The organism is Desulfitobacterium nosdiversum (assembly GCF_049860565.1).
GTDB classification, from domain to species: Bacteria; Bacillota; Desulfitobacteriia; order Desulfitobacteriales; family Desulfitobacteriaceae; genus Desulfitobacterium_A; species Desulfitobacterium_A nosdiversum.
The window spans coordinates 2,040,174-2,056,198 of record NZ_CP172056.1 but is presented as its reverse complement, the minus strand read 5'-3'; the positions used below and the strand labels follow the sequence as shown (position 1 = coordinate 2,056,198).

Annotated in this window: 17 protein-coding genes; all 17 read right to left on the bottom strand. The window is 43.3% G+C overall.

Annotation, left to right across the window (positions count from 1 at the left end; translation table 11 throughout):
• Nucleotides 1-52 precede the first annotated feature (52 nt).
• On the bottom strand, nucleotides 53-562 hold the full coding sequence (locus tag ACHOLT_RS09840; RefSeq protein ID WP_425807666.1) for a stage III sporulation protein AB: 510 nt from the start codon (nucleotides 560-562) through the stop codon (nucleotides 53-55).
• A 12-nt stretch (nucleotides 563-574) separates the two neighbouring features.
• Nucleotides 575-1,618 (bottom strand): stage III sporulation protein AA, encoded by a 1,044-nt coding sequence (spoIIIAA, locus tag ACHOLT_RS09835; protein WP_425807664.1) that lies wholly within the window; start codon nucleotides 1,616-1,618, stop codon nucleotides 575-577.
• A 141-nt stretch (nucleotides 1,619-1,759) separates the two neighbouring features.
• A complete protein-coding gene (locus tag ACHOLT_RS09830) occupies nucleotides 1,760-3,424 on the bottom strand; it encodes a ribonuclease J (protein ID WP_425807662.1) in 1,665 nt (554 codons plus the stop codon).
• Nucleotides 3,425-3,511: 87 nt separating this feature from the next.
• Complete coding sequence (gene efp, locus ACHOLT_RS09825) at nucleotides 3,512-4,069, bottom strand: elongation factor P (RefSeq protein WP_425807660.1); 558 nt, start codon at nucleotides 4,067-4,069, stop codon at nucleotides 3,512-3,514.
• 118 nt (nucleotides 4,070-4,187) lie between these two features.
• The gene (locus ACHOLT_RS09820) at nucleotides 4,188-5,249 is read right to left on the bottom strand and encodes a M24 family metallopeptidase (protein ID WP_425807657.1); all 1,062 of its coding nucleotides are present in this window, start codon (nucleotides 5,247-5,249) and stop codon (nucleotides 4,188-4,190) included.
• Between the two features lie 247 nt (nucleotides 5,250-5,496).
• Nucleotides 5,497-6,147 (bottom strand): LysM peptidoglycan-binding domain-containing protein, encoded by a 651-nt coding sequence (locus ACHOLT_RS09815; RefSeq protein ID WP_425807655.1) that lies wholly within the window; start codon nucleotides 6,145-6,147, stop codon nucleotides 5,497-5,499.
• A 30-nt stretch (nucleotides 6,148-6,177) separates the two neighbouring features.
• Nucleotides 6,178-6,669, bottom strand: a complete 492-nt coding sequence (locus ACHOLT_RS09810) for a hypothetical protein (RefSeq protein ID WP_425807654.1) — start codon at nucleotides 6,667-6,669, stop codon at nucleotides 6,178-6,180.
• A gap of 24 nt (nucleotides 6,670-6,693) precedes the next feature.
• On the bottom strand, nucleotides 6,694-8,109 hold the full coding sequence (locus tag ACHOLT_RS09805; protein ID WP_425807653.1) for a hypothetical protein: 1,416 nt from the start codon (nucleotides 8,107-8,109) through the stop codon (nucleotides 6,694-6,696).
• Nucleotides 8,110-8,135: 26 nt separating this feature from the next.
• A complete protein-coding gene (locus ACHOLT_RS09800; protein ID WP_425807652.1) occupies nucleotides 8,136-8,900 on the bottom strand; it encodes a prepilin peptidase in 765 nt (254 codons plus the stop codon).
• Nucleotides 8,901-8,920: 20 nt separating this feature from the next.
• Complete coding sequence (locus ACHOLT_RS09795) at nucleotides 8,921-9,436, bottom strand: type II secretion system protein (RefSeq protein WP_425807650.1); 516 nt, start codon at nucleotides 9,434-9,436, stop codon at nucleotides 8,921-8,923.
• A gap of 18 nt (nucleotides 9,437-9,454) precedes the next feature.
• Nucleotides 9,455-10,684, bottom strand: a complete 1,230-nt coding sequence (locus ACHOLT_RS09790) for a type II secretion system F family protein (RefSeq protein ID WP_425807648.1) — start codon at nucleotides 10,682-10,684, stop codon at nucleotides 9,455-9,457.
• A gap of 28 nt (nucleotides 10,685-10,712) precedes the next feature.
• The gene (locus tag ACHOLT_RS09785; RefSeq protein WP_425807647.1) at nucleotides 10,713-11,750 is read right to left on the bottom strand and encodes a type IV pilus twitching motility protein PilT; all 1,038 of its coding nucleotides are present in this window, start codon (nucleotides 11,748-11,750) and stop codon (nucleotides 10,713-10,715) included.
• A 2-nt stretch (nucleotides 11,751-11,752) separates the two neighbouring features.
• Complete coding sequence (locus ACHOLT_RS09780) at nucleotides 11,753-13,570, bottom strand: GspE/PulE family protein (RefSeq protein WP_425807645.1); 1,818 nt, start codon at nucleotides 13,568-13,570, stop codon at nucleotides 11,753-11,755.
• Between the two features lie 10 nt (nucleotides 13,571-13,580).
• Complete coding sequence (locus ACHOLT_RS09775) at nucleotides 13,581-13,856, bottom strand: hypothetical protein (RefSeq protein WP_425807644.1); 276 nt, start codon at nucleotides 13,854-13,856, stop codon at nucleotides 13,581-13,583.
• 95 nt (nucleotides 13,857-13,951) lie between these two features.
• On the bottom strand, nucleotides 13,952-14,428 hold the full coding sequence (locus ACHOLT_RS09770) for a type II secretion system protein (protein WP_425807643.1): 477 nt from the start codon (nucleotides 14,426-14,428) through the stop codon (nucleotides 13,952-13,954).
• Nucleotides 14,416-14,790, bottom strand: a complete 375-nt coding sequence (locus ACHOLT_RS09765; protein WP_425807641.1) for a type IV pilus modification PilV family protein — start codon at nucleotides 14,788-14,790, stop codon at nucleotides 14,416-14,418. The genes ACHOLT_RS09770 and ACHOLT_RS09765 overlap by 13 nt, the downstream gene beginning before the upstream one ends.
• A 2-nt stretch (nucleotides 14,791-14,792) precedes the next feature.
• On the bottom strand, nucleotides 14,793-15,176 hold the full coding sequence (locus ACHOLT_RS09760) for a type II secretion system protein GspG (RefSeq protein ID WP_425807640.1): 384 nt from the start codon (nucleotides 15,174-15,176) through the stop codon (nucleotides 14,793-14,795).
• Between the last annotated feature and the right edge of the window lie 849 nt (nucleotides 15,177-16,025).

The window sequence follows — 16,025 nt, the reverse complement described above, 5'->3', positions numbered from 1 at the left end:
TTTTCTTCCTTTCTCGACCATATGTCGCAATGTTTATATTGAAATTAGCTTATTAAATCAGAAAAATGACCCCGGCTATGCCGCAAAGGAAACCTAAATAGGACCACATTTTCGCTTGTTTGTCACACGTTAATAAGGCCTGTTCCTGCAGACTGCGAAGCTGCTGTTTAACAAGTTCCAGCTGCTTGTGCTGTTCTTGATGATCTGAACGGCCCAGTCCTTTACCCACATTTTGAATCACCTGCCAGTCCTCAGGTTTTAAGCAAAAATTTTTCTCTTCTTTTTTAATGGTCTCTTGCCATGCCATATAAGCGCTCGTTCCCTCCTGAACCTGACGCTCAAGCTCAGCGAAAAAGCTTTTCCACGAACCTTCGGTACGTTCTTTAAGCACTGAAAAGGCTTCCGGCAAAGGGGTACTTCCCCAAAGAATTTCCGTATCAAGCAGGGTTAAAGCGGTCAAAGCTTCTCTTAACTCCACTGGACGTTTTTTAATTCTTGCGGCCAAATACAATCCGAGACTTCCACAACTCAAAATTAAAATAATCGCTGAAAAGATAACCATTCCTTCACCCTCTTAGTTCAGCTTTAAATCGGTATTAGTCCTTAAATCAAAAATGCTTTCCACCGTTCCCGGTCCCCTGCGGCGGCTTAAAAGGACTAAGCGCTCAAAAACACTCTTTTCAAACAATGCTTTGAGTACAGGCCGCGCCTTCGCATCATCCCCATTCTCCGCATGTGCTGTGCTGAGAACACTGACTCCGCTGCGCAATGCATCAAGTACCGCCTCTACATCTTGAGGATGGCCAAGCTCATCCACCGCGATAACTTGAGGAGACATGGAACGAATCAACATGCTCATTCCCGATGCTTTAGGACATCCATCCAAGACATCGGTCCTGCAGCCTAAATCATACGTCGGATAACCCTGCCACATTCCGGCAATCTCACCGCGTTCATCGACAACGCCTATTGTTTTTCCACTGGCTGCTACCCCGGGTACACCTTCACTTAAACAACGGATCAAATCCCGAAGTAGGGTTGTTTTACCCGCTCGCGGCGGAGAAAGGATAAGCGTATGATAAAGAGATCCGTCGGGTCGTTTCAAATAAGGTAAAATCATCTTCGCCTGTCCCGAGATATCTAACGCTAAGCGGATATTCAGGCTCGAAATATGCTTTAAATTTTGAATAAAACCATTCTTGAGGACAGCCTCTCCCGTTACTCCGACTCGATGTCCGCCGGGTAATGTTAAAAAGCCTTGCTTTAGTTCTTCTTCTGCGGCATACAGCGAACTCTGAGTCATACGCTCAAGCGTCTGCATTACATCTTCTTTCTTAATTTTATAAGCTTTATCCTGAGCAACCGTTTTTCCCAGAGAATCAAGAAAATACTCTTGATCTTTGCCCCGCAGCAAGAGCGGCTTTGATACTCTAATCCTGATTTCTTCAATTTCCGCCCAAGGTACTTCTTTAGCGCTCATGATAATTTCGCGAAGAGAGTCACATAACCGTTTAACGATGACTTCAATACGATCGGGAACAGGAATAACATTTAAATGATCGAGAAGTCCTGGTTCTTTTTTGGGTTGAGATAAAACTAAACTATAATGTAACGACACACCTCTGTCCCCCTTTGTTAAAAGGTATGTACAGCTTGATCAAATTAGACATCTTCTCCCCAAAAAATAAGAACTGTCATAGCTTTTATCTGACAGTTCTTACGTATTTGTAATAGTTTCTTAATTAGGCTTAGATGCATTTTAAACCTGAACTAAAACCGGAAGAATCATGGGCCGCCGGCGTGTTCTATCCCAGAAATAGTTGCTTAAGCTTTCATGGATCGCCCCTCGTAATACTCCCCATTCCCAGCTTTCTTGCGTAATTTGGCTCTCAAGCGCCGTGGAGGCCACTTTTTTGGCCCCTTCAACTAGATCATTGGCTTCTTTCATAAAGGTGAATCCGCGGGATATGATATCCGGACCGGATATGATCGAATTTGCTCCTCCTTTGCCGCGTGTTAAAGCGGCAACGACGACAACAACTCCATCTTGAGAAAGCTGTTGGCGATCACGAAGAACAATTTGGCCTACATCACCAATTCCTAAGCCGTCAACATAAACACTGCCTGCCTCAACTCTTTCTTCAACCTCCATTTTATCTGGGGTTAAAACGACTCGAGAACCCAACTTAGTCATCGCAATTTGACTGTCTTCATAACCCAGTAAATTTGCGAGTCTGCGCACCGCAACTTGATGCCGCACTTCACCATGATGCGGAATGATATATTTAGGCCGGGTTAAGCGCATGATAAGCTTTATCTCTTCCTGACTTGCATGTCCAGAGACGTGTACAAGCCCCATATCTTTTGTTACGACTTCCGCTCCGATTAGATACAAATGATTGATAGTCCGTCCTATCAATTTTTCATTACCGGGGACAGGAGTCGCCGCAATCATGACCATATCGCCGGGTGCTACCGTAATTAGCCGATGGCTTCCCGTTGCCATTCGCGTTAAAGCCGCTAAAGGTTCTCCCTGACTTCCTGTAGTCAAAACGAGCAACCGGGAAGGCGATATGTCCTGAATAGCGCTTGCATCAACAAGCATGTCCTCTTCGGGAAAATGTAAATATCCGAGTTCATTTGCTGTACGAACCACTTGTTCCATACTCCGACCGATTACACAGACTTTACGTTTAAGCTCGGCCGCGGCATTTACAGCCTGTTGAATGCGGTGAACATTCGAGGCAAACGTCGCCATAATAACTTTTCCTTCAGCTCGAGCGAACCAATCCTTTAAGGTCTTGCCGACTACTTTTTCAGACATCGTCATGCCTTGGCGTTCGGAATTCGTGGAATCGCAAAGAAGGGCAAGAACTCCCTCTTTTCCCCAAGCTGCCAATTTTGCTAAATCCATCTCTTGTCCGTCAATGGGCGTATAATCCACTTTAAAATCCCCTGTGTAGATCACCCGTCCAACCGGGCTTAGCAGAGAATACCCTACAGCATCAGGAATACTATGGGTTACCCGAAACGCTTCAACTTCAATCTCTCCGGCCTGGATCGGCTGACCCGGTTCAAGAATGCGCAAAAGCGATTCCGGATAGCCTCCCCGTTCTTGCATTTTTGCGCGTACTAAGCCGATGGTCAGCCTCGTTGCATAGACTGGAACGTTCAATTTAGGCAAAATAAAAGGCAATCCGCCAATATGATCTTCATGTCCATGGGTAATAAAAACCCCCTTGATCTTATCTAATCTTTTTTCAAGATAGCTGATATCCGGTATCACTAAATCTATTCCTAACAGCTCGTCATCGGGAAATTTTACCCCGCCGTCAATGACAACTATAGAATCTTCATATTCAAAAACGAGCAGATTTTTGCCAATTTCGCCCGTTCCGCCCAAAGGAATGACACTTAATTTCATACAATAAAAAACCTCCCCCGCGAAGCTCGTCTGGTTTATAGACAAAGCTTACCCCGAAGGAGGAATTTTAATCCAATAAATATTTAATTAAGCACGTTGTACATAGTTTCCTGTACGGGTATCAATGATTAAGGCTTCTCCCTCATTGACAAAGAATGGAACTTGAACAATGGCTCCCGTTTCCAATGTTGCCGGCTTGGAACCGCCTGTTGCAGTATCTCCCTTTACTCCAGGCTCAGTGTGAGCAACCGTCAATTGTACTGTATTCGGGAGATCAACTCCGATTACAGTCCCATTAAACAAAAGTACCCCTAAATTCATATTTTCCTTAAGCCATTTGACACCGTCACCAATTTGTTCTTCAGTAAGGCCCGTTTGTTCATAGCTCTCATTGTCCATGACCACAAAATGATCTCCATCTTTATAAAGATATTGCATATCACGACGTTCAACATGAGCTGTCTCAACTTTTTCACTCGCATTAAATTTACGCTCGACAACTGCACCCGTCTTTAAATTTTTAAGCTTTGTACGTACAAAGGCAGCACCTTTTCCCGGTTTAACATGCTGGAACTCAACAATTGTGTAAACGTCACCTTCAATCTCAATGGTTAAACCAGTCTTGAAGTCGCTCGTAGAAATCATAAAATCATATTCCTCCTAAAATATAAATATTATCTTAGCTTGTCCCGCTCAAAAGTGAAATACTTTCGTCGGCCCAAAAATCTAATTCTTTTTAGGGAAAGAGTTCTCGCAAAAAAATTTACTCAATAATAATGAACTCCTTCGGCGCCTGTGTCAAGACCTTACAGCCATTTTCCGTGATTAAGGCCATATCTTCAATACGTACGCCGCCCCAATCCTGGATATAAATCCCGGGTTCAATTGTAATGACCATTCCCGGCTCTAAAATTTGTTCTTCTCTTAAATTTAAATTCGGATTCTCATGAATCGCAAGTCCAACGCAATGCCCTAAACCATGTCCGAATTTGTCTCCATAGCCTGCATCAGCAATAACTTTTCGAGCCGCTGCATCTACTTCTTTACCTTGAATTCCGGGTTTAAGCGCCGCAATTCCTGCCTTTTGAGCTTGAAGGACAACATCATATATTTCGCGCTGCTTTTCCGTCGGCTCGCCAAAACAAATCGTCCGTGTTATATCAGAACAATATCCTTGATAAATTGCACCAAAGTCCATTGTCAAAAGTTCACCCTGCTGAACTTTTTTAGGACTTGCTACACCGTGAGGCATGGAAGATCGCAAACCGGAAGCAACGATAAAATCAAAGGATCCTCCGCTTGCCCCGGCACGCCGCATTGCAAATTCAAGCTCTAAAGAAATTTCCTCTTCTGTTTTGCCAACATCAACGAACTTAAGAATATGAGCAAAAGCATCATCCGCAAGTTTAACCGCTTGACGGATACACGCAAGCTCTTCCGCATCTTTGATGGCCCGTAAATCCGTTAGAATCTTGGCTCGAGGAACCAGCTCTGCCTGAGGAAGTGCTTCTTTCAATTGAAGGTAATCGGCGTAATTAACATAGTCCTCTTCAAAACCGACTTTATGTGCTTGTGAAGCCAGCTCTGTTAATGAAGGATAAAACCCGGCTCCGCTATTAACCACTTGAAATTCTGGAGCTTGAGCCGTTGCTTGTTGAATATATCGAAAATCCGTAAGTAAATATGCCTTTTCCAGAGTTATTATAAGCATTGCGCTTGTTCCGGTAAATCCACTCATATAGCGTCGGTTTTCTGGCGAAGTGAGCACAAAAGCATCCAGTTTTTGTTCCCGCATCTTCGTACGAATTCTATCTAATCGGCTCATTCAATTAACCCCTTTCTATATACAATAAAATTCTACCATAATTTTTCCTATCCGCCTAGTTCCCGTTGATATTCGTTATTTTAGTTTCCTTTTTGATCGTTTAACCCATCCATCTTATTATTACCTCAAATCGTCCTCATCTTACATATAATCGGAATTTACCGCAATTCAAAAAGCCGGGTCAATCCAATGACTCACCCGACTAGACTGATCTCTTATCTATAATCTCTAATCCTTAGTCTCTTGTCTATTGCCGAAATAAAATCGGACGGTCCGTTCGAATATCGGAACCTAATTCCTGTGTTCTTGCCAGCGGGCTTTGTTCACTTTGCGCCCCATAGGGCCCGCTTTGGGTTGCAGATGCCAAACCAGATACTTCGCTTTGTCCTGGCCGAGAAGGTTGAGTCATTGATGATGTTCCGCCGGAAGCTGGTTTTGTAGCCTGAGCTGCACTTGCCGCTTTTGTTCCTCCCCCCTCACTCATTAAGCGAGGAGAATGCACAATATCCACATTACTGAGCATGATTTGAACTTCGCACGGTCCCTGCTCGCCTTGAGGCTGTATTTTTCTGATTTCGGTCCTCGGAACAATCAGATGTATTTCATGAGGTATTTTGCTCTCACCAATTCTTTTGATCCGAAAACGAACTCCTTCGATTTCCATCTCCACATCATCCATATGATCTCCCGCAAACTCTTTACCTTCCCCCGTAGTTAATTCTGCATATTGCTCGCGGGCTTTAGAATTCAGAATCGGCGGCAGCACTACCTTCTGCCCAATCTGAAGAGTCACAGGATTGATTCCAGGATTTGCGAGCTGCCAATCTTCACAGTTTCCCCCAAATCGTTGAGCTAAACGATAAAAGTCATCTCCGCGCTGAATCACGTATTCTGGCATTGGGTCCCCCCCTTTCCTTCCATATTATGGTCAGAGAGGTTTGTCAGGTTCATAAAAATAAATTTTCAGAGCCACATCGCCGCTTTCGGAGTTTAACCGAACCTCCTGAAGCTGAATTGACTTATTCGTACTATTTTCAATTTGGTTTAGGGCCGCTTCAATCCCGCTCCAGCTTCCTTTAAGTTTAAAATGGAAAAGCGCATAATTTAACCCAGACGATTGTCCTGTTGACTTATTATTTTCTTCTCCTATTCGATCAAGGTTGGCATAAACAACCTGAACCGCTTGTTCCTTAAATTCATCTTGGCATTCTTCAATAAGCGTAGGAAGATCAAGCAACCCCGGCAAATTAATTTTCATTGCCTCCGAGGGTATTTGTTCTGCTTGCACTTGCCAATACTGTTTTTCACCGTTTAATTGATGAATTTTTCCCTGGACAGACCAAACAGCCGAACCTATCGACAAAAAAGCCGCTGCAATTAAACTCAGGTATTTTAGATTGTCCATTGGTATTCCGGACATTGACTCACCTCAATCGATTAACAATTAGCCACCACGCAGAGCGGTCACCGAAAACTTGATTTGCAGAGGTTTCTCTTGCTGATATTGACGAAAGCGAACTTGTCCCCAGGATTGAGCTTGCAATGCTTGTAATAGGTTTTGCAGTTGATCAGCGCGTTCCACCGTTCCTTGCAGAGTCAGCATTCCCTCGCGATATTCCAATTGTTCGAAGCTTACTCCTCCGCCGCTTAAACTTTGCAAAGCAATCAAAGGTGTTGAAAATCCAGCCTGATCCCCTTTTAGGTTGTTCCATGACTTATATAAACGCGTTATATTCTGATCCTTAGTTTGACGTTCTTCAACATTTGTTCTAAGGTTATTGATTTCCGCAGTTAACACTGTCTCTTGATTTTTTCCGTAAAACCAAAGCCCAAGACAGCTTGCCGTAACGCTCAATAGCAGAGCCGCTAAAAGCTGCTTTCGATGGTTTTCGCGTTCCCGATCGAGATATTCGGCAAGCAGATTAACACTTTGGGAATTTATCTTAGCTCCGCATTTGAGCGCTAATCCAAGACAAGGTAAACACGGTGAAATCTCTCGGTGAAGACTTTCCCGCCAACTCGACGATTGAAAAACGCGTTCAATCGGCACGATTTTTGCTCTTTGATCCAGCCCCGGAAGACCTAATGTACATAACCTTCGGCTTAGTTTCTCACTTCTTCGCCCGCTTATAAAAATACAACGGACTTGCTCTTCTGCGTTTTTATTATACAAACCGAAAAGCCGCGCTATTTCCTTTACACTTTCTTCAGGATTACTTTCAGGAAGGATTGGAAAAAATCGCGTGATTTCCGGAAGAATGCCTTTATATAGAACGACTGTTATACCTTCGTCTCTTTCTCTTAAATATAAATAACGTTCCTGCTCCTGTAGATTTAATGCGTTGCCGATCGCAACTGCTGTAAACTCAACCGAGATCATTTTTAAATCGGCAATTTTCAAGACATGAAGAAGGCTCTCTAAAATAGAACGATGGGTTACACCTAAGCGAACTGTCATTCGTTTTAACTTTTTATCTTCTTCAGTTATCGCATACCCCATAACTTGATTATTCTGAGGTATAGGCGTTTCTTCGCGGGCAAGATAATGAATCGCTGACCTTCGATGCTGCGGAGAAATCCAAGGAAGCCGATAATCCCGAATCGAACCATTGACTAAGGGAATAGCCAACAGCGTAGGCGTCTGCTTAGGGATCTTCAGCGTATCGCAAACTTCTTCTATAATTTGGGTTAGCACTTGAGTTGAAACCTGCCCTTGTTTAAGCCAACCACCTGAAATAGGCCGTGAGTCAAACTTGACTTGATTCAATTTTGCAAATCCGTCCTGACTTGTTTCTGGAAAAAACGTAAGGATATGAAGTTCTCGTTCGCTAAGCTCCAGACAAAGATGCATTCGAGACATAATCTCCGCTCCTTTTCATCCTGTTTCTAGAATAGAGTGAAATAAACTCGGATTAACTCATCTCCCATAAACAAAGCGACATAGGCCCCTAGAACTAAAAAGGGACCAAAAGGAATTTGGGCTTTAAATTCCTTCTGATGAATCATTATCCAAAGAATCCCCACGATTGATCCCACTAAACTCGCGATAAAAAGGGCAAGAAGTATATTGGGAAAACCAAGAAAAGAACCTATCCCCGCAATCAACTTAACATCGCCCAACCCCATTCCTTGAGGATATAGTTTAGCAATCAATGCGAAAAGGCTCCCCGCACCAACTGCAGAGGCAAGGCTTTCCCAGCCTGTTATTCCCATCGGCAGCACAAAAGCAGTTCCTATTCCGAGCAAGAGAAGGGGAAAGGTTAGCACATCCGGTAACCGAAAGGTATCATAATCAATAAGTGCCAAAGCTAAAAGAATGGCGATAATTATAAAATGAGTCCATAGCACAGCTAGAGATTCCTCGGGATGATACCAGGACCATAAATAAAAGAGGAGTCCTGTTAAAAATTCAACTCCAGGATACCGCCAGGATATTTTTGCTCCGCACTGGTGACACCGTCCGCGTAGTATAAAGAAACTAAAAATAGGGATCACTTCCCAAGCTTTTAAGGTATGGTTACATAGAGTACAGTGTGAACGGGGCCGAACAATGGACTCTCCCCTGGGTACTCGATAGACAACAACATTGAGAAAACTGCCGATAATAATTCCGTATACTCCCCAAAACAAGCTTAAAATAATTTCTTCCACATTAATTACCTCGTATATATTCAATTGCCTGATGACCAGATAACTTTAGTCAATGCCGAATCATAAGCTTGTACTTCGGCACCTGATCCATCATCCGTTAAATAGATCATGATTAAATTCGTTGCCGTCGTTGACGCAGGGATTAGTCCGTTACTATCCAGCCTTGTGACTGCAAATCCTTTTTGACCCCCAGCGGTTCTCTGCTGAGTCGTTGTTGTATCCAGCTTACTAATATATTTAGGGATAAAGCTATTTGTGCTGGTTACTTTACCGCTGGCAGCTGAAAGTTCTGTTTGCGCGAGCGGATAAACTCCATTTTCCGCTTGGTAACGGTCTAAAGCAGATTTTACCTGATGGGCAGTCGCAATATCTGCATTTCGGCGTGCTGTATCTGAACTCGAACTCAGCTTAGGTATTGTTATCGCGGCTAAAACGGAAAGAATGACAACAACCATTAAAACTTCAACTAAGGTAAATCCAGCGTCCTTTTTTATTTGAACTGAGACTGAAGCAATCTTTAAATTTGAGTAAATCATTTTCAATCCCCCAAAATATTATTGGATTTTTGTTCCTATTTCAAAAATAGGCATCATTACTCCTAAAGCCACTGCTCCAATGATTGCCGCAATCCCAATCACTAATACCGGACCTAAAACTTGATTTAATCGTTCCATTTTTTCTTCTAATTCCTGACGCATCATCTGAGCCAAATGTTGAAGAATCGTGCTTAGTTCACCGGATTCCTCTCCAATAGCCCACAAAACTGAAACATCCGATGGGAAAAAAGAATCCGCCCGTAAAACGGCAGAAAGATGCCTTCCTTCACGTGTCGCATAAGTTAAGTCTTGAATCTTTCGTTTCATTGAGGGTAAATAAACCGTATCCTGAGCAAGATTGAGGGCCTCAACAAGCGGAAGGCCAGCGTCTAAAAGTATTCCAAGGATCCGAAAAAACTGGACTTGATCACTTTGTTTGTAAATTACATTTAACAAAGGAACTCGTTCCAGGTATTCATAGAGTTTATCCTTCCAAACCTTCGAGTATTTCAGCCGCAGGCCAAGCGAGCCCGCTATAATGCCTAGCGCCAAAAGACTAAGGGCTGTCGGAACCCCACGCGCAATCGTAAAGATGACCTGAGTCGCAATCGGCAAAGAATTATCAAAATTGCTAAAAACCTGTTCATAAACAGGCAAAACGAAAATACTGAGAGCAAATATGACACCTAAGGATAGAAGAAAAAGAAAGCTCGGATAGGCCAGGACTCCTTGAACTTTTCGCCGAAACTGGTACTCTGTCTCAAGATCACTTGCAAGTTGAGAAAAAATCATCGGCAATTTTCCGGCTTGTTCTCCTGCCCGAATCAATGCTCTTAAAGTAGGTGAAGGGGGAGGAATAACGGAATTTAAAGCTTCCGAAAGATCCAAACCTGCTTCAAGATGCCCCTTAACCTCGTCCCAATCGGTTTGCTGTCCGTTGGTTGCTTTAGGCCGCTCTTGTTTATCCATAAGTTCAAGAGCGGAGATAATAGGAACTCCCGCTTCAAGAAGCATTCCCAGACGCCTGCTCAGCTTTGCCCAATATTTCAAGAAATTATGGTGGCGCCGGGCAAACAGAACTCGAGAAAATCCCCCCGTGATTCTGTGTGAAGAACGTATCAAAATTGGGTAATACCCTTCTAGAAATAAACGTTGTCTGATTTCGGGCAAACCCGTTCCCTGCCATGTTCCCCGAATTATTTGGCCTTCAGCGTTTGCTGCTTTCCAGAAGAATTCGCGAATCTCCATTCCCAATCTCCTAAGGCTTTTTTATCTTTTAACGTCCAAGAGCCTGTAACTTTTCTTGTGCTAGCGCCGCGGAAATAATTCCCTGGCGGGCTAGATCCTGAATTCCTTTTTCCATCGACTGCATACCCATCTTGCCGCCGGTTTGAATTACAGTTGGAAGCTGGTGTGTTTTGCCTTCGCGAATTAAATTGCGAGCCCCCTGAGTCACCATAAGAACTTCAAACACAGCCACTCGGCCTTGATTATCCTGCCTTGGCAAAAGTTGCTGCGCTAAAACGCCTTGGAGTACAGAAGCTAACTGGACACGAATTTGTTGTTGTTGAAAAGGAGGGAAAACATCAATCATTCGATCAATCGCCTGTGTAGCATCATTCGTATGGAGGGTACTAAAAACGAGATGACCCGTTTCAGCTGCAGTTACAGCTGTACTGATCGTCTCTAGATCGCGCATTTCCCCAACTAAAATAACATCCGGATCCTGCCGTAAAACCGCCCGAAGCGCATTAGCGAAGGAAAGAGTATCATTTCCAATCTCGCGTTGATTCACAAGGCTTAACCGATGCTTATGAAGATACTCAATCGGATCTTCAATGGTTACAATATGCTTTGAACGGGTCTGATTTATATAGTCGATCATTGAAGCTAATGTCGTCGATTTGCCGCTCCCAGTCGGCCCGGTGACTAATACCAGCCCTTTCTCGAGTTTTGCTAATTCTACACAGACAGGCGGTAATCCTAAACTTTCCGGCGTGGGAATCCGAAACGGTATGATACGGATAACAATAGCTACCGATCCACGCTGCCGAAAGGTGTTCACCCGAAAACGCCCGACACCGGGTAAACTATAGGAAAAATCAAGCTCTCCCTGTTCCTCAAAACGCTTTGCCTGATGTTCATTCATTAAGGAATGGGCAAGCTGTTCAAGATCCTGGCCGCTAAGCTTATCTTCACCAATACGTGTCAACACGCCATTGATTCTCAGAATAGGCGGGCTTTCAACCGCTAAATGAATATCCGATGCTTTACGTTCTGCCGCAAGTTGAAGAATAGGTTCAATACTAATCATGATTAGCTACACTCCTTATGAATAAAGACTTCTTCCAAGGTCGTCAGTCCTTGTCTAACTTTATATAGTCCGTCATGTATCAGGGATGTCATTCCCGCACTTAAAGCAGCCCGCTCAATAGCAAGAGCACTCTGCCGCGCCAGAACTAAATCTTTGATTGTTGGATCGAAAAGCAATAATTCATGAAGCCCAATTCTGCCCGAATAGCCGCTTTCTCTGCAGCAAGGACACCCACTTGCCACAGTTATTTGTCCCAGCTTTTCTTCGAGTTCCAATGATTCTTGCTCAAGCCGAGTTAATACCCGAGTTTCTTTGCACGATTCGCATACCCGACGGACTAAACGTTGAGAAAGCACTCCCCGGATTGCACCTGCTAATAAATAAGGCTCAATGCCCATGTCCATAAGACGAGGCAAGGCTTCAGCTGCTGTGTTTGTATGTAAAGTTGACAAAACTAAATGTCCGGTCAGCGCTGCAGTGATTGCAATTCGTGCAGTTTCTTCATCCCGTATTTCACCAATCATGATTACATCGGGATCTTGCCTTAGAATAGCTCGCAACCCCTTCGCAAAGGTCAGCCCAATTTTATTATTAACAGGAACATGGACTACACCTGGCAGCTGGTATTCTACAGGATCCTCAATCGATACAATATTTAGCCTTTCTGAAGATAATTCCTGGAGAAGAGCATAGAGAGTTGTTGTTTTTCCGCTGCCTGTCGGTCCAACTACCAAAATTATACCATGAGGCTGCTTAAGTAGAAGCCTCATTCCATTTTCAATTCCCGTTCGCATTCCTAATTGACGTAAAGTTCTCTGAGCTGTATCCGGGTTAAGGATCCGCACTGCAACTTTTTCCCCGTAAACGGTAGGGAGTGAATTAAGTCTAAGATCAATTCGTTTGCCAGCTGCGAGTAATTCAGTTCTTCCATCTTGCGGCAAGCGTTTTTCAGCAATATCCATCTGGGACATTACTTTTAAACGCGAAATCAAGTTTCGGGAAACCTCCAGCGGAAATTTCTGATAAGTTTCAAGCTGTCCGTCAATTCGATAGCGAACCACAAATTGATCTGCTCGCGGCTCCCAGTGCACATCGCTTGCCCCCAGTAATACCGCCTCAACGAGCAATGAATCGACAAGACGAACAGTCGGTGCATCTTCATCTGGATTTTCAAAGGAATTGAATTGTTCATTGTCAAATTTGCTATATTTTAACTCTTCCCGGTGGCTTTGCGATAACTTCGCCAAAGAATTCTCGACTGTTACATATTTACGGAGAGCAGCCCTAATCTCGCCTCGCTCTGCTAAAAAAGGTTCAACATCATATCCTGTTAACACGCGGATATTATCAAGCACCTGGAAATTGAGGGGATCTACCATGGCAACCTGCAATCTTCCTGCTTGAAGCTTAAACGGTATAAGACTATAGCGATAAGCCATTTCCTCCGGGATTAAACATGCTATACCTTGGTCAATTTCGACTTCGGTCATTCTTATCCAATTCACACCTAAAAAGGAGCTTAACATTATTTTTAGCTCTTCCCGCTGCAGGATGCCTTCAGACACTAAACAATCCTCAAGACATTCTCCGGTTTGTTTTTGTCTTTCTACGGCCTTAAAAAGTTGACCCGAGTCAATTTTCCCTTGATCCAATAGGTACTCTCCAAAGTTGTCCTCATAAGAATAGTGTCCAATCCATTCTTTGACATTAAGCTGTTTTTTCGATGAGGCCTCTTTACTCATATCGAAATCGATTCCTGACTTAATCCTCTTCCAGGGTTTATGCTTCTTTTGATTAAACCAATTTTTGAAATCCATCATTTTCGTGTAACTACTGATAGAGTTCTTGGTACTGTGACATAACCCAACGACCTTGATCAAGCTGCAAGAAGACTTTAAGCTTCCGATGGGCCAAACCATATTGAGCATCAGAAGTTACCCAATACCCTCCTTCCCCTAACGTAACATTAATCTCCGCCTCTCCCTCCCCGATTCTGTGTCTTCCTCCGGCAAAGAGAGGATCTGTGAGAAGCTCAGCTTTCACCCATTCTATCCCTCCCTCTGCCGTATAGAGGGCTTGGCGGCTGATTGCTTCTCTTTTGGCCATCCGATTTTCTGTTTGAGCTTTCAGGTACGCTTCCAGCCCAAATGCCGAGAATGTCGCAAAAAGGATAAGGATAAGTACACTTGCGAACCCCTTTTCTAAAGTTTTAAATTGCGAATGCGACTCGTCCCCGTCCAGTTCACAGTTTGGCGACCGACTTGCGCCCGCAGTGTTATCGTCCACAACCCTGCTTCCCCCTTCGCACAATTCCAAGCGATTATCCGACTTGAAATAGGATTAGGTACTCCGTAATGTTCTATATAAAGATCTTTTATTCCGTCATAATCTTTATCCGCAATATAATAATAGTCCTGACGTATCCCCTGGTTCACAGGAAGAATACGAAGAGTCCCTGAATTATCCCATTCCACCGTTTTGGCCTGGCGGATCGCATCACTAACGGTCCTCCCGGCATTGAGGACGGCAAAATGGGCTTCCATTCGATCTGTAACTTCGCGTGCAATACGCCATTGATCTGTATATAAAGGAAGAGCAAATGATAGGATAATTCCAATGATAACAAGTGCTGTTAGAACTTCCGCAAGGGTATACCCAGCTTCATTTACTGTACGCAATACAGCGTGGTTAGAGTATAAGTCGAAGGATATCCCTTTTTCAGCCATGTCACTTGAGTTGTTACCTTTAAAAGAACATTTTCCAATTCCCATTCGGATTTCACACTCCATTGAAGGCCCTGTTCACTGCCTTTAACTTCAGAACCGGGTAGGCATTTACCCTCGGTAAAATTTTGCGTCCATGGGCGAGCGGAAAGCTGTTCCAGTAAATTCTGCGCCAGGTTGGCTGCTTCGGTCATCACTAAGGCTTCCCGAGAATTTTGAATTGCCCCTTCGGTTAATCCATACAAAGCAAAAAATCCTGTTGCCCATAGGAATAGGGCAATAAGTACATCAACTAAGACAAAGCCCGCGTTTTTCATCCTTAGATCCCTACTTTTCCCTGGACATCCAGGGTATAAGGTTGTCCATTCGGTAGAGTCGGCATTTTATCCAGATAAGGGCCTCGCCAGCTTGACAGACCTGGAGGAGCAGTCAAAAGATCCTCCAATCGCGTAGGAAGCGTTCCTGTATCGAGCCGATAAAGTTCAACCGCTCCTTCAATCTTCAGGTAATTTGCCTGTTGCGCCTGATCCCTTGAAAATTGAACCGAAGTATTATATTTAGGTGCAATTTGTGCTAAAACGAGTCCTAAAACTAAAAAGGTCAGCAATACCTCCAGCAGTGTGAACCCTGTTACCTCTATTGGAGAATCTATCTTATCTCTGCACTTATTCGAATCTTTAATATTTGATTCAGAGTGATCCACCCTTCGCCCTCCAATCGTTCCTTGTCAATCCGTTTTATTAAAACTACATTCGACATTATACCAGCTTCTTAGTTATGGTTTTTTCTAATAATTTACTATTCTATTTGCTCCTTTGCATATTCCTTCCTCATCGACACAATTTCCCATGTTCTTTAATAATAATTTATGTTTAAACATTTAATAACATGGTTTAAGGTTATTTAGCTCATCCTGTCGAAATCGCTACTCGATGATATGATTAGGAGGTATTAGGCATCCCATGTCAATCGGCAGGCTTAACTGATTTTGGTCGTACTCTTCAAAAACAACTTTATTATGTACTTTCTTTCCGGATTTGGACATGATAAGTACCTGCCTTAAGTCGTTTTTTCTTATCTCAATTATACATTTTTCGCTTAAATATACGGAGAAATCGCTTGAAATCTCATGATTTCAGGCGGTTTCTCTTGGCTGTGTTTTCACATAGCCCAATATTCTGGAGGTGGACAATCCAGTTATTATCCGGTAATGATGACGAAACTTATCGTGTATGCTTAGCCGATAAAATTCTTTCCAGCCGGCGTATCGAGAAAGCGACGCGAGAAAGACAATTTCAGAATTATGTGGTTGGTTAAAAATCGAAGAATTACCATTGAAGATAAGTCGGCATATAAGTTCCCTAAACCGCAAATTCCCTACCTGGAAAAGTAACGAAATTACCACGGATATCATAAAACGCGAACAGTATCTCGCTCGAAAACATAACTTCGGAATTGCTATCGTCTACTGTACCAACTATTTTTGCATCTTGATTATCCGTATCATCTGACAATACCTCCGTTTATAATCAAAACCCCTAATTTAGAACCA